At 71.8% G+C, this 18,348-nt stretch carries 15 protein-coding genes; 10 read left to right on the plus strand and 5 right to left on the minus strand.

Annotated elements, in window-relative coordinates:
* Positions 1 to 280 precede the first annotated feature (280 nt).
* A complete protein-coding gene (locus AC07AB_RS08780) occupies positions 281 to 715 on the plus strand; it encodes an aggregation-promoting factor C-terminal-like domain-containing protein (RefSeq protein WP_478562308.1) in 435 nt (144 codons plus the stop codon).
* 125 nt (positions 716 to 840) lie between these two features.
* On the opposite strand, the gene AC07AB_RS08785 is transcribed toward AC07AB_RS08780, so the two are convergent.
* Positions 841 to 2,010, minus strand: a complete 1,170-nt coding sequence (locus AC07AB_RS08785) for a steroid 3-ketoacyl-CoA thiolase (RefSeq protein WP_478562310.1) — start codon at positions 2,008 to 2,010, stop codon at positions 841 to 843.
* A gap of 230 nt (positions 2,011 to 2,240) precedes the next feature.
* Between AC07AB_RS08785 and AC07AB_RS08790 the strand changes: the two genes are divergently transcribed.
* The 6 genes from AC07AB_RS08790 to AC07AB_RS08815 all read left to right on the plus strand — a co-directional run bounded on the left by AC07AB_RS08790 (position 2,241) and on the right by AC07AB_RS08815 (position 8,839).
* Positions 2,241 to 3,473 carry a cytochrome P450 gene (locus tag AC07AB_RS08790; protein WP_478562313.1) on the plus strand — a complete coding sequence of 411 codons (1,233 nt, stop codon included), beginning with the start codon at positions 2,241 to 2,243 and terminating at the stop codon, positions 3,471 to 3,473.
* A gap of 221 nt (positions 3,474 to 3,694) precedes the next feature.
* Positions 3,695 to 4,315: a DUF6230 family protein gene (locus AC07AB_RS08795; RefSeq protein WP_478562316.1), complete on the plus strand. Its 621-nt coding sequence runs from the start codon at positions 3,695 to 3,697 to the stop codon at positions 4,313 to 4,315.
* A complete protein-coding gene (locus AC07AB_RS08800; RefSeq protein WP_478562319.1) occupies positions 4,306 to 4,875 on the plus strand; it encodes a DUF6114 domain-containing protein in 570 nt (189 codons plus the stop codon). The genes AC07AB_RS08795 and AC07AB_RS08800 overlap by 10 nt, the downstream gene beginning before the upstream one ends.
* Complete coding sequence (locus AC07AB_RS08805) at positions 4,875 to 5,576, plus strand: hypothetical protein (RefSeq protein WP_478562322.1); 702 nt, start codon at positions 4,875 to 4,877, stop codon at positions 5,574 to 5,576. Before AC07AB_RS08800 ends, AC07AB_RS08805 begins: the two co-directional genes overlap by 1 nt.
* A gap of 276 nt (positions 5,577 to 5,852) precedes the next feature.
* Positions 5,853 to 7,997, plus strand: a complete 2,145-nt coding sequence (locus tag AC07AB_RS08810) for an MMPL family transporter (RefSeq protein ID WP_478562325.1) — start codon at positions 5,853 to 5,855, stop codon at positions 7,995 to 7,997.
* A gap of 104 nt (positions 7,998 to 8,101) precedes the next feature.
* Entirely contained in the window at positions 8,102 to 8,839 is a 738-nt protein-coding gene (locus AC07AB_RS08815; RefSeq protein WP_478562327.1) for a dienelactone hydrolase family protein, read from the plus strand.
* Between the two features lie 233 nt (positions 8,840 to 9,072).
* Here the strand turns inward: AC07AB_RS08815 and AC07AB_RS08820 are convergent, their stop codons facing one another.
* Positions 9,073 to 11,250: a bifunctional glycosyltransferase 87/phosphatase PAP2 family protein gene (locus tag AC07AB_RS08820; RefSeq protein WP_478562330.1), complete on the minus strand. Its 2,178-nt coding sequence runs from the start codon at positions 11,248 to 11,250 to the stop codon at positions 9,073 to 9,075.
* A gap of 181 nt (positions 11,251 to 11,431) precedes the next feature.
* Here AC07AB_RS08820 and AC07AB_RS08825 point away from each other — a divergent pair, with 181 nt between their 5' ends.
* Both AC07AB_RS08825 and AC07AB_RS08830 read left to right on the plus strand, forming a co-directional pair.
* On the plus strand, positions 11,432 to 12,205 hold the full coding sequence (locus AC07AB_RS08825; RefSeq protein WP_478562333.1) for an O-methyltransferase: 774 nt from the start codon (positions 11,432 to 11,434) through the stop codon (positions 12,203 to 12,205).
* Positions 12,206 to 12,607: 402 nt separating this feature from the next.
* A complete protein-coding gene (locus AC07AB_RS08830) occupies positions 12,608 to 13,288 on the plus strand; it encodes a TetR/AcrR family transcriptional regulator (protein WP_478562336.1) in 681 nt (226 codons plus the stop codon).
* A 191-nt stretch (positions 13,289 to 13,479) separates the two neighbouring features.
* Here the strand turns inward: AC07AB_RS08830 and AC07AB_RS08835 are convergent, their stop codons facing one another.
* Both AC07AB_RS08835 and AC07AB_RS08840 read right to left on the minus strand, forming a co-directional pair.
* Positions 13,480 to 14,178: a hypothetical protein gene (locus tag AC07AB_RS08835; RefSeq protein WP_478562339.1), complete on the minus strand. Its 699-nt coding sequence runs from the start codon at positions 14,176 to 14,178 to the stop codon at positions 13,480 to 13,482.
* Positions 14,175 to 14,819: a hypothetical protein gene (locus AC07AB_RS08840; RefSeq protein WP_478562342.1), complete on the minus strand. Its 645-nt coding sequence runs from the start codon at positions 14,817 to 14,819 to the stop codon at positions 14,175 to 14,177. Before AC07AB_RS08840 ends, AC07AB_RS08835 begins: the two co-directional genes overlap by 4 nt.
* 113 nt (positions 14,820 to 14,932) lie before the next feature.
* On the opposite strand from AC07AB_RS08840, the gene AC07AB_RS08845 reads away from it, so the two are divergent.
* On the plus strand, positions 14,933 to 15,448 hold the full coding sequence (locus AC07AB_RS08845; protein WP_478562345.1) for a GNAT family N-acetyltransferase: 516 nt from the start codon (positions 14,933 to 14,935) through the stop codon (positions 15,446 to 15,448).
* A 70-nt stretch (positions 15,449 to 15,518) separates the two neighbouring features.
* Here AC07AB_RS08845 and AC07AB_RS08850 read toward each other — a convergent pair whose 3' ends face one another.
* On the minus strand, positions 15,519 to 17,600 hold the full coding sequence (locus AC07AB_RS08850) for an MDR family MFS transporter (protein WP_478562348.1): 2,082 nt from the start codon (positions 17,598 to 17,600) through the stop codon (positions 15,519 to 15,521).
* Positions 17,601 to 18,348: the final 748 nt, after the last annotated feature.

An 18,348-nucleotide genomic window follows, 5' to 3' on the forward strand; every position in this document is an offset into this window, starting at 1 on the left:
CGCCGAAATGTGAGCCCCCACACAAGGACCTCCGTCACCTACGACCGCGCCTCGTACCGGCTCACCCCGGCGCACCGTCTCCCGAAAATGGGCTCCCACCTGCGGTGATGCGGGTCCTTGGCCTCTCGGGACCTTCCTCCCTGCGTGCGAGTTCCACTAGTAAGAGGGGGCATTGCGGACATTTCCCTTCGGATGCACTGTCGGTGGAGTCGCCGGAACGCACAACGGTCCGGCCGCGCACATCGCACTTCCACCTGCCCCCGACGGAAGGCCCTCCCCCGTGACACCCCGCACCATCAGCCGCATCGCCCCCCGCACGAAGACCGCCGCTGCCGCCGCCACCGTGGCGCTGGGCGCGGCCGGCGCCGTCTTCGCCTCCGTCCCGGCTCAGGCCGCGGCCCCCGCCGCCCCCGCGAGCGCCGCCACCGGCAGCCCCCAGGCCGCCGCGCACAAGCTGATCCCGGACGCCGCGCAGTACCAGTGCTTCAGCAACATCGTCGAGCACGAGAGCGGCTGGAACCCGACCGCGACCAACGCGGGCAGCGGCGCCTACGGCCTCGTGCAGGCCCTGCCCGCCTCGAAGATGGCCTCGGCCGGCGCGGACTACAAGACCAACCCGGAGACCCAGATCAAGTGGGGTCTGGAGTACATGAACTCCACGTACGGCAGCCCGTGCGCCGCCTGGTCCTTCTGGCAGTCCCACAACTGGTACTGAGCCGGAGGGCTCCGCACCGCGCCGCTCCCCCCGGGAGCCGCACAGCACCGCCCCTGAGGGGCCGGCGTCACCGACGCCGGCCCCTCAGGCCGTTTGGCAGCCCCTCAGGCCGTTTGGCGCCCGCCTCACAGCCGCTGAATGATCGTCCCCGTCGCCAGCGCACCGCCCGCGCACATCGTGATCAGCGCGAACTCCTTGTCCCTGCGCTCCAGTTCATGCAGCGCGGTGGTGATCAGCCGGGCCCCGGTGGCGCCGACCGGGTGGCCCAGCGCTATCGCGCCGCCGTTCACGTTCACCTTCTCCAGGCCCTGCTCGAAGACCCGCCCCCAGGACAACACCACGGACGCGAAAGCCTCGTTGATCTCCACGAGGTCGATGTCGTTCAGCGCCATCCCGGCCTTGCCGAGCACCGCGCGCGTCGCGTCGATGGGCCCGTCGAGATGGAAGTGCGGGTCGGAGCCGACCAGCGCCTGGGCGACGATACGGGCCCGGGGCCGCAGCCGCAGCGCCCGCGCCATCCGCTTGGACGCCCACATCACGGCGCACGCGCCGTCCGAGATCTGCGAGGAGTTCCCGGCCGTGTGCACGGCGGTCGGCATGACGGGCTTGAGGCCGCCGAGCGCCTCCATGCTCGTGTCGCGCAGCCCCTCGTCACGGTCGACGAGCCGCCACATGCCCTGCCCGGCCGCCTGCTCCTCCTCGGTGGTGGGCACCTGGACCGCGAAGGTCTCGCGCTTGAACCGCTCCTCGGCCCAGGCCGCGGCGGCGCGCCGCTGCGAGGTCAGCCCGAGCCCGTCGACGTCCTCGCGGGTCAGCCCGCGGTGCCGCGCGATCCGCTCGGCGGCCTGGAACTGGTTGGGGAGGTCCACATTCCACTCGTCCGGCCAGGGCTTGCCCGGCCCGTGCTTGGACCCGCTGCCCAGCGGCACCCGCGACATGGCCTCCACGCCGCAGCCGATGCCGATGTCGATGACACCGCCCGCGATCATGTTGGCGACCATGTGGTTGGCCTGCTGGGAGGAGCCGCACTGGCAGTCCACGGTGGTGGCGGCGGTCTCGTACGGCAGCCCCATCGCGAGCCAGGCGTTGCGCGCCGGGTTCATGGACTGCTCGCCCGCGTGCGTGACCGTGCCGCCGACGATCTGCTCGACGCAGTCCGGCTGGATGCCCGTACGGGCCAGGAGTTCGCGGTACGTCTCGCCCAGCAGGTAGGCGGGGTGGAGATTGGCGAGCGCTCCCCCGCGCTTGCCGATGGGGGTGCGTACGGCTTCGACGATGACGGGTTCCGCGGCCATGACTCGTCCTCTCCTCGCATCCGCAGGGCGTCCCGGCACCCACGGAAGAACTAGTACCCGTTCTAGTTCTGCACGCAGTCTCACGACCGCCGGCCCCGGTACGCAAGGGTCGTGCACGCACCGCTTCCGCGCCGGGTCCGCAACAGAGTGCGCCGCGACCCTTGCGACCTATAGAACTCGTTACTACCTTCGGGCCCACTTCTGATGGGCCGTCAGACCTGGAGTGGCCGATGTCCTGCCCCGCACTACCCGAAGGCTTCGACTTCACCGACCCCGACCTCTACCACCAGCGGGTGCCGCTACCGGAGTTCGCGCGGCTGCGGGAGACCTCCCCGGTCTGGTGGAACGCCCAGCCGCGCGGCATCGCGGGCTTCGACGACGAGGGGTACTGGGTCGTCACCCGCCACGCCGACGTCAGGGAGGTCTCCACCAAGCCGGAGACCTACTCGGCCGGCCTCAACACCTCGATCATCCGCTTCAACGAGCGCATCCAGCGCGAGCAGATCGACGTACAGAAACTGATCATGCTCAACATGGACCCGCCCGAGCACACCCGGGTCCGCCAGATCGTCCAGCGCGGTTTCACCCCGCGCGCGATACGGGCGCTCGAAGACACCCTCCGCGACCGGGCCCGCGCGATCGTGGCCGAGGCGAAGGAGAGCGGGCGCGGCGACTTCGTCACCGACATCGCCTGCGAACTGCCGCTCCAGGCCATCGCCGAGCTGATCGGCGTACCGCAGGACGAACGGGCCAAGATCTTCGACTGGTCGAACAAGATGATCGCGTACGACGACCCCGAGCTGGCCATCACCGAGGAGGTCGGCGCCAACGCGGCCATGGAGCTCATCTCGTACGCGATGAACCTCTCCGCCGCCCGCAAGGAGTGCCCGGCCAAGGACATCGTCAGCCAGCTCGTCGCCGCCGAGGACGAGGGCAACCTCGCCTCGGACGAGTTCGGCTTCTTCGTCCTGCTGCTGGCCGTCGCGGGCAACGAGACGACGCGCAACGCCATTTCGCACGGCATGCACGCGTTCCTCACCCACCCCGAGCAGTGGGAGCTGTACAAGAGGGAGCGCCCGGCGACGGCGGCCGAGGAGATCGTACGGTGGGCGACCCCGATCATCTCCTTCCAGCGCACCGCCACCCACGACACGGAACTGGGCGGCGCCCGGATCAAGAAGGGCCAGCGCGTGGGCATCTTCTACGCCTCCGCCAACAACGACCCCGAGGTCTTCGACCGCCCGGAGGACTTCGACATCACCCGGGACCCCAACCCCCACTTGGGCTTCGGCGGCGGCGGCCCGCACTTCTGCCTGGGCAAGTCCCTGGCCGTGCTGGAGATCAACCTCATCTTCAACGCCATCGCCGACACCCTGCCCGACATCCGCCTGACGGGGGCGCCGAGGCGGCTGAGGTCGGCGTGGCTGAACGGCATCAAGGAGCTCGGGGTGGCTTACGTGTAGGGGTGCGTGCACCGGGCCCAACCCGCGCCGCCCCCGGGCGAATTCGGTCCGTACCCGTACCTTGCCAGTGCTCATTGGCGGACTTACTCTCGGGTATACCGCACGGTTGGCATGGCCTCTACATATTGTTCAGCAGCTCAACCCCATGGTCATGCCTCCCCCCACGCTCCCCCACGTGATTCGACAGCGCTACGCAACGCTCATCGAAGGGGCAACACGACATGAAGGACGCACACGGCAGACAGGTCACGGGGCGGGTCAGGTGGCGGAGGTTCGCCGTGCTGTCCGTGCCCGGACTCGCGGTGACGGCGGCGCTCGCCATCGCTCTCGCCAATGGGGCACTGGCGGCGTCGTTCGCCGTGTCCGGACAGCAGTTCAAGGTATCGGCGACCAGTCTCAAAGGGGACGGCTTCGCCCAGTACGGCAGCATCGACACCAACGCCCGCGGAGACCTGCTGCCGGTGGCCGTGACCGCCATCAAGAAGGCCGAGCTGCACAATCTGTGCCAGTCGGTCGTCACGCACCTGCCCGTCATCGGGGACATCTCCCTGAAGCTCTCCGCGGGCGGCGGCGGCAAGCCCGTCGAGGCCAAGGACCTGTTCGTCGACGCGACCCAGCTCTCGGGCAACGCCTCGTTCAACAACATCGAGATCGGCCGCGACGCCTCGACGCTCGACAAGGGACCGGACAGCGCGCAGGGCCTTCAGGACCTGTTCGCCCAGCAGGCCGACGATGTCAGCATCACCGACCTCAAGCAGACCGCGTGGGCCACCAACGCCGCGACGTTCAAGCTCACCGGCCTGAGCCTGAACGTGTCCAAGGGCAAGAAGGAATGCTTCTGATCCGGCACCGGTGGCGGCAGTGGCGCCGGGGCCGCCCCTTCTGGGGCGGGCTGGCCGCCATCATCGCGGGCGCCGAGATCTGCGCCATTCCGCTCGCGCCGCTGAAGGTCATGCTCCAGCAGGGCATCGCCGGAATTCCGTCCGTGCTGATGGGCGCGGTCATGATCCTGATGGGGCTCGCCGCCTGGTTCGCCCCGCAGTACCGGTCGTTGGCCGGAATCCTCACGGTCATGGTCGCCGCCGCCGCGCTGGTCATGTCCAACCTCGGCGGCTTCCTCTTCGGCACGCTGATCGGAATCATCGGCGGCGGCCTGATCTTCGCCTGGCAGCCGCTCCCGAGCGCGGACGCGCCGCCGGACGCACCGCACGGAGCCGCGCCCGGTGGAGCCGCACCGGCCGGGGACACCCAGCCCATGGACACCCAGCCCATGGACACCCGGCCCACAGACACCCGGCCCACGGACGCGCCTCCCGCGGACGGCCCGCCCACCGGCACCCCGGCCACCGCCTCGGCCGAACCCACCAATCTCCGCAAACCCTCACCTTTCAAGGAGATCTGATGAGACGTCAGACCTTAAGCGCCCGCGCCCTGCTGGCCCCGGCGGCCGGGCTGGCCTTCGCCGCCGCGTTCACCCTCGGCGGCGCCACCGCGGGCGCCGCGGCGCCCGCGCCCGCCACCGGCATCACCCCGGCGTCGACCACCGTCACCCCGGCCGGCCACTACTTCGCCGCCAAGCTGACCGGCAAGGCCACCTTCAAGGCCGGCTCCGTGACGGTGACCTGTTCCGTCTCCAGTTCCACGCCCGGCACCGGCGGCAACAACAAGGTCCCGGCGGCGCCCGGCAACACCAACCCCTCGGGCCCGGTCTCGAACGCCATCAACGCGCCCGGCTTCAGCTCCTGCACCTCCAGCCTCCCCGGCGTGACCGCCTCCATCGCCACCAGCGGCGACTGGGCCGTCTCCATGCAGAACGGGTCCCCGGCCTCCGCGAGCCTGACGATCCCCACCGGCGGCTTCGTCCTCAGCACCAGCGGCCTGGCCTCCTGCACCGTGACCGCCGCGCCGACCGCCCCGGCGAACATCGCCGGCACCTGGACCAACGGCGCACCGTCGAAGCTCGGCTTCTCCGGGGCGTCCGTACCGGTGCATGTCGTCGGCGGCTTCGGCTGCCCGACGAGCTCCACGACCTCGACGTTCAACGCCACGTACAACGTCACGGACACGACCGACCCCGCGTCGCAGATCACCGTCACCAGCTGATCGGCACCACCCGTCACCACGCCGCTCACACCAGGTGACACACCCGCCGCTCAGCCGGACGGGCCATACCACCGGCCCCGGCCGAGCGGCGGCGCCACCCAGCCAGGCCACACCCAGGCCACACCGAGGCGGCACCCGCAGCACACCGAGGCGCCACCCACGCGTCACCCCGCCCGCCGCCCCCGCCCCGGCTTCAGGATTCGAGTCGCGGACCCACCCGCCCCACCCCATCATGGTGGGACGCGACGATCCGAGTCGGGCCGAGCGGAGGCTTCCATGTTCGCAAGTCTGGGCCGCTTCGTGGTCCGTCGGCCGTGGTGGGTGATCCTCGCCTGGGTCATCGCCGCCGCGGCCGTCATCTCGCTCGCCCCCAAGCTCACCTCCAGCAGCGACGAGGCGAGCTTCCTGCCCGGCGACTACGAGTCGATCAGAGCCTCGGACGTCCAGGAGAAGGACTTCCCCCGGCAGCAGAACATCGGCGCGATCATCGTCTTCCAGCGCTCCGACGGCGGCCGGCTGACCGCGCGGGACAGCGCGTCCGTCGCGAAGATCGCCACCGCGATGGACAAGGAGAAGATCAAGGGCATCGACTCGATCGCGCCCGGCCCGCTCTCCCCCAACAAGCGGGTGCAGACCGCCGCGGTCGCGATGCCCAAGGTGACCGACCCCGCCGACAAATCCCCGCAGGACGCCGTCAAGGAGCTCCGCGAGGACCTCAAGCCGGACCTCGGCGGTACGGACCTCAAGGCGGGCGTCACCGGCTCCGCCGCGCAGGCGCTGGACGAGAGCGACTCCTCCGCGCGCGCCGGGATGCTGGTGGCCGCCGGCACGGTGCTGATCATCGTCGTGCTGCTGCTGGTCATCTTCCGCAGCCCGATCATCGCGCTGCTGCCCGTCGTGCTGATCGGCCTCATCTCGCCCATGGCGACCGGCCTGATCGCCTCCGCCAACAAGGCGTTCGACATGAAGGCGGACAGCTCCGTCCAGGAGCTGCTGACCGTCGTCCTCTTCGGCGTCGGCACCGACTACATCCTCTTCCTGCTGTTCCGCTACCGGGAGGCGCTGCGGGCCGGCGAGGACTCCAAGGGCGGCATGGTGCACGCCGTGGAGCGGGTCGGCGAGGCCATCGCCTCGGCGGCCGGAGCGGTGATCGTCGCCTTCGCCGCGCTCGCGCTGTCCACCCTCGGCATGCTCAAGTCAATGGGCCCCGCGCTGGCCATCGCGGTGTTCGTGACGCTGCTGGCCGGGCTCACGCTCGTACCGGCCGTGGTCTCCCTGCTGGGCACCCGGGTGTTCTGGCCGTCGAAGGCGTGGCGCCAGGAGCCGAAGGGCGCCGCCTTCACCCGGCTCGGCACGTCCATCGCCCGCCGCCCCGCCGTCTGGGCGCTGATATCGGCCCTGGTCATGGGCGGGCTGGCGGTCGGCGCGCTCGGCTACCGGGCCAACTTCGACCTCGCCGGCTCCTCGCTGCCGAAGACCAAGGAGTCGATGGTGGCGATGCGGGACATGCAGAAGGGCTTCCCGGCCGGCACGGTCGACCCCACCTCCGTCTATCTCTCCTCGGACGGCGACCGCCCGCTGAGCGCCGCGGAGACCGCGGCCTTCCGTACGGACCTGCGCGAGGTCAAGGGCGTCGGCTCGGTGTCCGGGCCGAAGCTCAGCCCGGACCGCTCCACCGCCTCCTACTCCGTCGTGCTGTCCAACCCGCCCGCCTCCGACAACGCCCTGTCGACCGTGAAGGACCGGCTGCGGCCGGCCGCGCACGACGGCGCCCCACGGGGCACGAAGGCGCTCGTCGGCGGCATCACCGCCGTCTACGTCGACATCAACAAGGCCGTGGACCGCGACTATTCGGTGGTCTTCCCCGTCGCCGCGCTGTGCATCATGGTGATTCTGGGGCTGCTGCTGCGCAGCCTCGTCGCGCCCTGGTATCTGATGCTGTCCGTCGCCCTCGGCTTCGGCGCGACGCTCGGCGCGACCTCGCTCATCTTCCAGCAGATCGGCAGCCAGCCGGGGCTGATGTTCATGCTTCCGGTGATCATGTACCTCTTCGTCGTCGCGCTCGGCACCGACTACAACATCCTGATGGTCTCCCGGCTGCGCGAGGAGTCCCGCGAGGGCCGCGACCCGCACGACGCGGCGGGCACCGCCATCCGCCACTCCGGGCCGACGATCGCCGCGGCGGGCGTGATCCTCGCGGGCACCTTCGCGACGCTGATGCTCGCGGGCAACTCCACCCTGTCCCAGATGGGGTTCGCGCTCTCCTTCGGCATCGCGGTGTCCGCGTTCGTCATGGCGCTGGTGTTCACGCCGAGCCTGACGGCGCTGATAGGGCACGCGGCGTGGTGGCCGGGCCACGGCGACGAGAAGCGGGAGACCGCCGCGCCGCCGACGCCGCCCGGGGCGCCCCCGGCGGAGTGAGTACGAGCGGCACGGCTCGTACGGGCCGTACGCCCGCAAGCCCCGCGTACGGCGCCCTGCCCCCGCTCTGCCGATCACAGCACGCCTCGCGTACGGTCACGCTCATGAATGAAAAGGTGGACCTGTCCGAGCTCAGCGCCCAACACTCCGGCACCCAGGGCCTGTTGGGGCACCTCGCGCGCCCCGAAGGGACCGGCCCCCGGCCCGGGGTCGTGGTGGTCTTCGAGGCGATGGGCGCGGACGCGGTGAATCTGCGGCTCAACGAGCGGATGGCCGCCGCGGGTTACCTGGCACTGATGCCCGACCTCTACTCGGGCCGCAAGGCGATCCGCTGCATGGTGCCGACGATGCGTCAGCTGGCGCGCGGGCACGGCCCGGCGTTCGCGGACATCGAGGCGGCGCGGCAGTGGCTGCTCGCCGAACCCTCGTGCACGGGCAAGGTCGGGGTCATCGGGTTCTGCATGGGCGGCGGGTTCGCGCTGGCACTGGCCGGGCAGGGGCGGTTCCACGCGGCGGCGGCCAACTACGGGCAGCTGCCGGACGAGTTGGACCAGGCGATGGAGGGCGCGTGCCCGGTCGTCGCGAGCTACGGCGGGCGCGACCGGCCGTTCCGGGCCAACGCGGCCAAGCTGGAGTCGGCGCTCCAGCGCGCGGGCGTCGCGCACGATGTGAAGCTCTATCCCAAGGCGGGGCACAGTTTCCTGAGCGACGCCGAGAACGTACCGCGCGTGCTGGCACCGGTCATGCGCCGCATCACGGGCTTCGGACCGGAACCGGAGTCGGCGGCGGACGCCTGGCAGCGGATCGAGGCGTTCTTCGGGGAGCATCTCGCGGCGGAGTGAGTCGTCGCCGCCGAGCGGTCTCAGTGCTACCAGGGGCCGAGCGGGCCCCGACGCCCATCGCGCACGGCGACGGCGACGGCGACTGCGACTGCGACTGCGACTGCGATCAGATCGTGCCGACCGCTGCCTCGCCTCATGAGTCGGCGGAGCTGGTCAAGGGAGCGGTCCTGAAGAGGGCGGGGCGGAGGCCGGGGGCTGGACACCGCCCCCGGCCTCCGCCTTGAGCCCGCGCGTCAGGCAGTGGCCTTGCGGTCCTCTTCGCCCGCGCCCGCCGGCTCCGGATCGCTCCCGGCCCCTGGCTCGTGCGCCGGACCGGAGCCCTTCGCCGCCGTCGCGGCCACCGGCTCCGCAACCGCCGGCCCGGACGCCCGGGCGCCGCCGCCCTGCGCCGCCGGCGCCCCCGCGCCCGCCACGGCCGCGGCCTCCACGGCTTCTCCGCCCTTCCCCATCCTGCCGAGCGCCTGCCGCCCCGGCCCCGTCATCGCGTACTGCAGGCCGAAGCCCAGCGCGACGACCGTCGCGCCGCCGGCCGCGTCCAGCACGTAGTGGTTGGCGGTGCCGACGATCACGGAGAAGGTCAGCAGCGGGTAGACCATGCCCAGCAGCTTCATCCACAGCTTCGGCGCGACGATCGCTATCACCACGCCGCACCACAGCGACCAGCCGATGTGCAGCGAGGGCATCGCCGCGTACTGGTTGGACAGCTTGGTGAGCGCGCCGTAGTCCGGGTTGGCGAGGTCCTGCGGGCCGTTGGCGGTGTCGATGAAGCCGAGGCCGGGCATCAGCCGCGGCGGCGCCAGCGGGTAGAGCCAGAAGCCGACCAGGGCGAGCAGGGTGGTGATGGACAGCGCGGTGCGGGCCCAGCGGTAGGTGGCGGGGCGGCGTACGTAGAGATAGCCGAGCACGGAGAGCGGGAGCAGGAAGTGGAAGGTCCCGTAGTAGTAGTTCATGCTGTGTTCGAGCCAGTGGGTCTTCGCCACCAGGTGGTTGAACCAGTGCTCGAAGTCGACGTGCAGGAACCGTTCGGCCGAGACTATCTGCCATCCGTGGTGCTCGGCGGTGGCCCGCTCGTCGGGCGCGCTGCCGCGGATGTAGGAGTAGACGAAGTAGCCGATGCGGATCAGCATCAGCTCCAGCATCAGGTTCGGCCGGGTCAGCGGCCGCCGCCAGAAGCGGAGCAGGGGGATCCAGGCGAACCGGCCGGGGAGCTGCTCGGCGACCGGGGTCGGCATCGGGCGCTCCCACAGCGGCGAGGAGCGCGTCAGGAACGGCACGGCGCAGGCCGCGGCGAGCGCCGCGAGGAGCGGCGCGTTCTCGCCGACGGGGCCGAGGAACGGGTTGTCCGGCACCAGCACGGTGCTGCTGAGCGTCATGACGAGCACGACGAGTACGGGCCATACGAGCCGGTCCGCGCGGCGCTTGCCGACGCGTCCGACGAGGGCGAGCAGGATCCACAGCTGCTGGTGCTGCCAGGCGGTGGGCGAGACGGCGACCGCGACACAGCCGGTGATCGCCGTGGCCAGCAGGGTCTGCCCGTCCTTGGCGTAGTGCGCGGCGCGGCGCAGGCCGAGCACGGCGACCGCGACGGCGAGCACCCCGTACAGGGCCAGCTCGGCGGGGCCGTGCAGCCCGACGCGCAGCAGCAGCCCGTGCAGCGACTGGTTGGCGAGGCCGTCGGCGGCGTTGCCGAGCCCGGCGCCCGCGATGTGGTGCACCCAGTACGACCAGGAGTCGTCCGGCATCGCCGCCCAGGCCAGGGCCGTGCAGACGGCGAAGGCGGCGCCGGACGCCACGGCCGCGCGGCGGCGCCCCACCAGCCACAGCAGGGGCGCGAAGAGCAGGACGGCGGGCTGGAGCGCCGCCGCGACGCCGACGAGCACCCCGGTCGTACGGTCCGAAAGGCGCGGCAGACAGCAGCCGAGGAGCACGAGCAGCACCGGGATGATGCTGGTCTGCCCGAGGGTGAAGGTGTTCCGTACCGGCAGGGACAGCACCATCAGGCTGATCGCGACGGGCGCGGCCAGGTGTGCCGTCCGCCGGGAGACCGGTCCGGGCAGGGAACGGGCGGCGACGAGGGCGAGCGCGACGACGAGGAGCAGGGTGGCGAAGGTCCAGACGAGGCCGAGGCCCTGCTCGGCGGCCCGGGTCAGCGGTTTGAGCACGAGCCCGGCGAAGGGCGAACCGGTGAACTTGTCCGTGTCGTACAGCGAGCCGTTCACGTGCAGCACGCCGTGGTCGCCGATCCAGGTCTCCAGGTCCGTGAAGCGCCGCTCGGGCGGCAGCCGCAGCACGGCCGCGGCCTGCCGCGCGGCCAGCAGTCCCGCGACGAGCCACAGGGCTCCCAGCGCCACGAAGATCCTGGGCCCTCGCCCCGACGGACCGCTCAGTCCGCCCCGTTCCGCATTTGCCACGCCCCGCCGCTCCTCCGTCGCCCAGTCACCCTCTTAGGGGAGGTTGAAACCTTACTGAGTCCCCGGAAACAGACGCAGGACACCCCTCGGCCACCTGACAACCTCCCACAGTTGCCTGAAAGGGATTGCCGCGCCCCCATCGATTAAGTACTTTGTTCGCGGAACTAATGGAAAGGACCTCATGTCTCAGAGCGCAGGGCAGGACCCGAACGGCACGGCCGATACAGGCAGCGCGACCGGTACGAGCGGCGCCGGCCGCCCGCCGCAGGAGCTGTGGACCGAGGTCGACCGCTACTTCAGCGAGCTGCTCGCCCCCGCCGACGACGCGCTCACCGCGGCGCTGCGCGACAGCGACGCGGCCGGTCTGCCGCAGATCGCGGTCTCCCCCAACCAGGGCAAGCTGCTTCAGCTCCTGGCCCAGCTCCGGGGCGCCCGCCGCATCCTGGAGTTCGGCACGCTCGGCGGCTACAGCAGCATCTGGCTGGGCCGCGCCCTGCCCGCCGACGGCCACCTCGACACCTTGGAGTTCAGCCCCGCGCACGCCGAGGTCGCCCGCGCCAACATCGCGCGCGCCGGTCTCGCCGACCGGGTCGAGGTCCATGTCGGCCCCGCCCTGGAGACGCTGCCCCGGCTGGCGGCTCGGAGCCCCGAAAATCCCGAGGACCCTGGGAGCACGGCCCCGTACGACCTCGTCTTCATAGACGCCGACAAGCCGAACAACCCGCGCTACCTTGAGTGGGCGCTAAAACTCTCCCGGCCGGGCACGCTGATCATCGGCGACAACGTCGTACGGTCGGGCGCGGTGGTCGACCCGGCCCATACGGATGCCGGGGTGCGGGGTGTGCGCGACTTCCTCGACATTCTCGCGGAAAACCCGCGGGTGAGCGCCACCGCGCTCCAGACGGTCGGCAGCAAGGGCTACGACGGTTTCGCGATGGCGCTGGTCACGGAGTGACGCGTAGCGGTCGTGGCGGTCGTGGTGGTCGGCGGGGCGCATTCCTCGATTTCCCCGATTGATGGGCGCGCGCCCGTTATCGAATGCCAACGGATTCGCCGTCGGACAGTGAGGCCCGGCGACCCGGTGCGGTACGGGCCGCCGAGGGGCGGAAACCGCAGCTCGGCCCCGTAGCCGGCCCGGCGGTGCGGCTGCCCGCCGGACGCGGAGAAACGCGTCGACGGACCGAGCGTTCAAGGCCCCGGAGAATGCGACCGGGGAAAAGCATCCGACGCCCGGAAGAAGGCGAATGGTTCCGGTGGATTTCCGCTTTTCCCTGCCGGCGCAGGCGGCCCCGGTTGAATCCCGACTGAATCCGGGCTGAACCGGGGACCTTTCCTCGGTTGTTGCTAGGGTGCGGCCATGAGTGCGAGCGCGGAGAAAGCGGCCGGGGAGCCCCCGGCGCTGCGGCGGGATGCCCGGCGCAACCGGGAACTGCTGATCGCGGCCGCCCGTGAGATCTACGCCGAACAGGGCGTGGAGGCCCCGCTGGACGAGATCGCGCGCCGGGCCGGCGTCGGCAACGCCACGCTCTACCGCCGCTTCCCGACCCGCGAGGCGCTCATCGAGGCGGTCTTCCACGACACGCTCACCGCGACGCGCGAGGCCGGCGAGCGGGCCCGGCTGGTCGAGGACGCCTGGGAGGCGCTGCGCGGGTACTGGGAGCGGATCTTCTCCCTCGTCGCGGCCGACCGAGGGGCCAACGACCTGATCACCACGGGCGTCGAGGGCGTACCGTCGCTCGACGCCCTGCGGGAGCACAACCACGAGACCGTGCTGACGCTCGTCGCCCGCGCCCAGGAACAGGGCGCGATGCGGCCCGACGTCACCGCCGAGGACATCCTCTTCCAGCTGGCCGCCCTGGGCCGCTCCGTCCCCGCCTTCGCCGCCGTCGCCCCGGGCTCCTGGCGCCGGCACCTCGCCCTGCTCCTGGACGCCCTCCGTCCGGAGGGCGCGCACCCCCTCCCCGCCCCGCCGCTCTCCCTCGGCCAGCTCGCGGGCGTCATGGCGGACATGAACCCGGGCCGGACGCCGACGGCCTAGCGTCTGCCGGGCGAGTGCTGGTCCCGGCCACTCCTTGAGGGCTGCGTCCGGCAGGCACTGACAGGTCCCGGCGGGCACTGGCAGACACTGACGGCCGCCGGGCCCAAGCCCGGCGGCCGTCAGACCAAGAGCAGTTGTCAGACCAAAAGCACTTGTCGGACCGAGAGCGGCTGCCGGATCAGGAGCGGCTGTCAGACCGCCAGCAGCCGTTCGATCGCGTCGCGGTAGTCGCGCAGCACCAGGCGCAGCTCTTCCGTCTGCGGTTCGGCCGCCTCATCGTGCCAGGTGGCGCGCAGCGCGCGGCGGCGTTCGCCGAGGATGTCGGTGAGGCGTGCGGTCAGTTCCTCGTAGAGCGCGTCGATCTCCCGGACCGACGACCGCGGTTCGTCGACGAAGCCGTTGACCGCATGGCGCAGCTGGGGCAGGAGCCGGTCGCGGTCGCCCTGCGGCAGCAGCGAGGCGGCCGACGGCTCGCCCTGGAGCGGGACCCGGCCGTCCGGCCCGCCCTGCCGCGGTACGCGCGGAGTGTGCTCTTCCGCGGCGGGGGCCACGTCCCTGTCCGGGGTCAGCCCCCGGCCCGGCGGAGTCTCCTCCCCCAGGGTCCTTCCCTCGCCCGGCGGGGGCGCCGCGCCGCGTCCCGCGCGTGCCTCCTGCCCGGGCCCGTACTCCCCGGACTCGCGGTTCCCCGGCTCGTGGTGCCCGGGAGACCTCGTGCCGCCCGTACCGCCCGTACCGCCCGTACGGTCGGCGGCACCCGCGTCGGACTCGCCGAGCCGTCGCCCCTCGGGGCCGCCCCGCCCGCCCTGGACGTCCCGTCCGTCGAGGCCGTCACGTCCTTCGCGTCCATCACGTGCCGGGAAGCCGCCCGGTCCATTGGGTCCGCTCGTCACGATGTCCCGCCCTTCGTCGATTCGTGCCGCCTGTTGGCTCCCGCCCACGGAATGCCCGTACGGTGCCGATCCGACGCGTGCGCGCGCCCTCGCGGCCGTTCCTCCATCAGCTCGTCGAAGAGGCCCCGGGCCCCGACGACGGCCTCCCTCAGCTCCTCCGTCGCCGCGCGCCCCTCGCGGGCCCGGTCGGCGGCGGCGTGCACCTGGCGGTAGCCGCGCACGCTGTACGCGTGGTGCACGGACAGCGCCGCCACCTGCTCGTCATAGGGGTCCGCCGGGTAGCCGCGGTCGCGTACGAGCCGGGCGAGCAGCCGTTCGGCGTCTGCCACGGCCTGTTCCGGCGCGTCGACGAACCCCTCCTGGACCCCGGTCCAAGAAGCCGCGTATCGCTCGCGCGACTCCTCCGTCAGGGGCTGGATCTTGACATCCCCGTGCCGCCGCAGCCGTTCGCCCAGCTCCTTCTCCGCCGCCTTGGCATCGCCCTCGTGCCGGGCGAGGGCCAGGTCGTACTCGGGGCCGAAGCGTCGCCGCAGGCCACGCCCCCGGCCGCGTCCCCGGCCACCGCGCAGCAGCCCGGCGGCGAGCGCCGCGAGGAGGATGACGGCGGCGACGATCACCATGATGATCACGCCAGTTGACATGTCGTCCCTTCCGCAGGAGCCCCTGCTTCCGGGGCCCGTTCGCGCTCGGGTAGCCCGGCCGCCCCCGCCCAAACTCGGCTGCGCCGCCCGTCCCTGCCTGCCAGGATGCGGCCATGACGCACACCGCCACCGGCCTCGCGCGCTGGACCGTCGCCCCACAGCCCGTCGGAGCCCCCGAGTCGGCCGCCCTGCTGCGCGAATACCTGATCGACGTCGCGGACAGCTGGTACGTGCTCCACCACGGCCGCCGCTCGACCGCCGAGGAGATCGAGCGGCACCTGAGCGAGATGCCCAGCGACGACCTCGCCCCGCCGGACGGCCTCTACCTGGTGGCCCGCCACGGAGGCGAACCGGTGGGCTGCGTGGGGCTGCGCCGCCTGGACGCCCGTACCGCCGAGCTGCGGCGGATGTTCCTGCGCGTCGGCAAGCGCGGCCTCGGTGGCGCGTCCATGCTGCTCACGGCGGCGGAGGCGGCGGCGCGCGACTGGGGCGTGCGGCGCGTCGTGCTCGACACCAGGCTCGACCTGGTGGAGGCCCGCGCCCTCTACGTACGCCATGGCTACACCGAGATCCCGGTCTACTCCGACAGCCCGCACGCCGAGATCTGCTACGGGAAGGAGCTGGCCTGACCCGGCGCGGCGCAGGCCCGTCGCGAGGCTCCTCGGGGCCCGGCCAGAAGGCGGGCGGGCCCCATGGCCCTCAGACCGGTTCCGGCGGCGACGGCCGCCGCGCGTCGCCGTTGTGCGGCCGTTCCCCGTCCGATCCGCACAGCTCCCCGTTCAACTCCTCGACCAGCTCGATGAGGTCCGTGGGCCGGTCCGGCGTCCACCAGTCGCCCAGCAGCTCGACCAGCGACTCCGCCCGCGCCCGGTACAGCAGGCCCGCGAGCCGCCGGCCCTCGTCGGTCAGCACGAGCGGCAGCCCCTCCCGTACGGCCAGCCGCCGCTCCTCCAACTGACGCGCCGCCTCGGTGATGACGCGCAGCGGTACGGGCACGCGCTCGGCGAGCAGCCCCGGCTCGACGGAGCCGTAGCGGTTCATACGCAGCAGCATCCAGCTCGCGGCGGGCTTCAGGTCCAGCCCGGCCCGTTCGGTGATCTTCTCGTAGACGCGGCGGCGGCCCTCGCGGGTGCCGAGTACGGAGAGCGCGCGGGCGGCCTCGTCGCGGGAGGAGCGTTCGACGGGGTTGGAGGAGAGGACCTCGCTGGTGTCGGGGACGCTGACGCTGCCGCGCAGCGGCTCCTCGCGGAGCAGCCAGGCGAGGAGGAAGGCGACGGCGGCGACCGGTACCGCGTACAGGAAGACGTCCGTGATCGAGACGGAGTACGCCTGGAGCACCCCCGACCGCTCCCCCGGCGGGAGCCCCGCGACGGCGCGCGGGTCGGAGGAGAGCGTCTTGGGGTCGACGCCGGGCGGCAGCCGTTTTCCGGCCAGAGCGTCGGCGATGCGCGGGGAGAGCTTGTTGGCGAAGATCGTGCCGAAGATGGAGACGCCGAACGACGCGCCGATGGAGCGGAAGAAGGTCGCGCCGGAGGTGGCGACGCCGAGGTCCGCGTAGCCGACGGCGTTCTGCACGATGAGCACGAGGACCTGCATGACCAGGCCGAGTCCGAAGCCGAAGACGAAGAAGTAGCCGCTCATCTCGACGACGCCGCTGGCCGGGTCGAGCCGGTGCAGGAGCAGCAGCCCGACGACGATGACGGCGGTGCCCGCGATGGGGAAGACCTTGTAGCGGCCCGTGCGGCTGACGATCTGCCCGGAGGCCGTCGAGGAGAGCAGCATGCCGATCACCATCGGCAGCATGTGCACGCCGGACATGGTGGGCGAGACGCCCTGGACGACCTGGAGGAAGGTCGGCAGGTACGTCATCGAGCCGAACATGGCGAAGCCGACGACGAACCCGATCACCGAACAGAGCGCGAACGTACGGATCTTGAAGAGCCTCAGCGGCAGCACCGGTTCGGCGGCGCGCCGCTCCACGAACACGAACGGGACCAGCAGCGCCACGCCCAGCGCCCCGAGCCCGATGATCTGCCACGACGCCCACGGGTAGCTGACGCCGCCGAGCGAGGTCGTCAGGACCAGGCAGGTGGCGACGGCGGCGATCAGGAAGGTGCCGAGGTAGTCGATGCGGTGCGGGGTGCGGCGGGTCGGGATGTGCAGCACGGCGGCGATCACGAGGAGGGCGATCACGCCGATGGGCAGGTTGATGTAGAACACCCAGCGCCAGCTGAGGTGGTCCACGAAGAGCCCGCCGAGCAGCGGCCCGAGCACGCTCGTACCGCCGAAGACCGCGCCGAACAGCCCTTGGTAGCGCCCTCGGTCGCGCGGCGGCACGATGTCGCCGACGATGGCCATCGACAGCACCATCAGACCGCCGCCGCCCAGCCCCTGGAGAGCGCGGAAACCGATGAGTTCCGGCATGTTCCGAGCCACACCGCAGAGCGCGGAGCCGATCAGGAAGATGACGATGGCCGCCTGGAAGAGCTTCTTGCGGCCGTACTGGTCGCCGAGCTTGCCCCACAGCGGCGTCGCCGCCGTCGCGGCCAGCAGATAGGCGGTGACCACCCACGAGATGTGGTCCAGGCCGCCGAGGTCGCTGACGATCGTCGGCAGGGCGGTGGAGACGATCGTCTGGTCCAGTGCGGCGAGCAGCATGCCGAGCAGCAGCGCGCTGATCGCGATGAGAACGGTCCGCCTGGGCTGCCCCGCGCCGGGCACACCGACCGGCGGCCCCTCGGAGGGCGCGGGTGTGCCCGCTGGGTTCCCGTCCTGCGCCATGGACGCCTCCTGGGGTCCCGGCCACGCTGAGCCGTGGCAGTCGTCCGTACGGACCGTACGAACCGTGCGGGGCCATACGGGCCCGCTCGGCACTGCCCTCCATCTTGGTCCGAATGCCCCGGTATGGCCCGCTGATATACGCCATCAGCAGCTGAGGGCCGCCTGTGCAGAACCCATTCCGCTCTGGATAATCGCTGCGATGTCAGGGAGGGGACATTTGTGACAGGAGAGCTCTGCCCACGCTGCTCCGCACCGACCCGCACGGACGGCGCCCCGAGCTGCCGCTGTGACGCCCTGGCGGCGGAACGGGTAGCGGAGATCGCGGCTTCCGAGGACTTCGACCCGCTGCGATTACGCCCGTATGTGGCGCTCGGGGACGGCGTCGCGGGCCGGGACGGCGGACCGCAGCCACCGCCCGTACGTTTCGCTGGGGAACCCTTGTCCGGCGGGGACCTCTTACCCAGCGGGAGCCCCATATTGAGCGGGGGCCCGTTGTTCGGCGGGGAGCCCCTGACCGGCGGGGGGTCTTTCTCCGGCGGAGGGCCTTTGCCCGGCGGGGAGTCTTTTCCCGGCGGAGGGCCTTTGACCGACGGGGAATCTTTTCCCGGCAGAGGGCGCTCCGGGGGCCCGGGCGGGGGCCGCGCGGGCTACGGAGTCCCGCCCGTCGCCCCCGGAGAGGACCTCTTACCCGGCGGGCCGCCGCCCGCCAGGAGCCAGCCGCCGCCCGAACCGGGCCGGCCCGTTCCGG

This window comes from Streptomyces sp. NPDC044033, from assembly GCF_056434425.1.

Bases quoted from the DNA above. Each gene is read 5' to 3' on its own strand.
- AC07AB_RS08785 (WP_478562310.1), bottom strand. From the start codon at position 2,010: ATGGCCGCGGAACCCGTCATCGTCGAAGCCGTACGCACCCCCATCGGC.
- AC07AB_RS08790 (WP_478562313.1), top strand. From the start codon at position 2,241: ATGTCCTGCCCCGCACTACCCGAAGGCTTCGACTTCACCGACCCCGAC.
- AC07AB_RS08795 (WP_478562316.1), top strand. From the start codon at position 3,695: ATGAAGGACGCACACGGCAGACAGGTCACGGGGCGGGTCAGGTGGCGG.
- AC07AB_RS08800 (WP_478562319.1), top strand. From the start codon at position 4,306: ATGCTTCTGATCCGGCACCGGTGGCGGCAGTGGCGCCGGGGCCGCCCC.
- AC07AB_RS08805 (WP_478562322.1), top strand. From the start codon at position 4,875: ATGAGACGTCAGACCTTAAGCGCCCGCGCCCTGCTGGCCCCGGCGGCC.
- AC07AB_RS08810 (WP_478562325.1), top strand. From the start codon at position 5,853: ATGTTCGCAAGTCTGGGCCGCTTCGTGGTCCGTCGGCCGTGGTGGGTG.
- AC07AB_RS08815 (WP_478562327.1), top strand. From the start codon at position 8,102: ATGAATGAAAAGGTGGACCTGTCCGAGCTCAGCGCCCAACACTCCGGC.
- AC07AB_RS08825 (WP_478562333.1), top strand. From the start codon at position 11,432: ATGTCTCAGAGCGCAGGGCAGGACCCGAACGGCACGGCCGATACAGGC.
- AC07AB_RS08830 (WP_478562336.1), top strand. From the start codon at position 12,608: ATGAGTGCGAGCGCGGAGAAAGCGGCCGGGGAGCCCCCGGCGCTGCGG.
- AC07AB_RS08840 (WP_478562342.1), bottom strand. From the start codon at position 14,819: ATGTCAACTGGCGTGATCATCATGGTGATCGTCGCCGCCGTCATCCTC.
- AC07AB_RS08845 (WP_478562345.1), top strand. From the start codon at position 14,933: ATGACGCACACCGCCACCGGCCTCGCGCGCTGGACCGTCGCCCCACAG.
- AC07AB_RS08850 (WP_478562348.1), bottom strand. From the start codon at position 17,600: ATGGCGCAGGACGGGAACCCAGCGGGCACACCCGCGCCCTCCGAGGGG.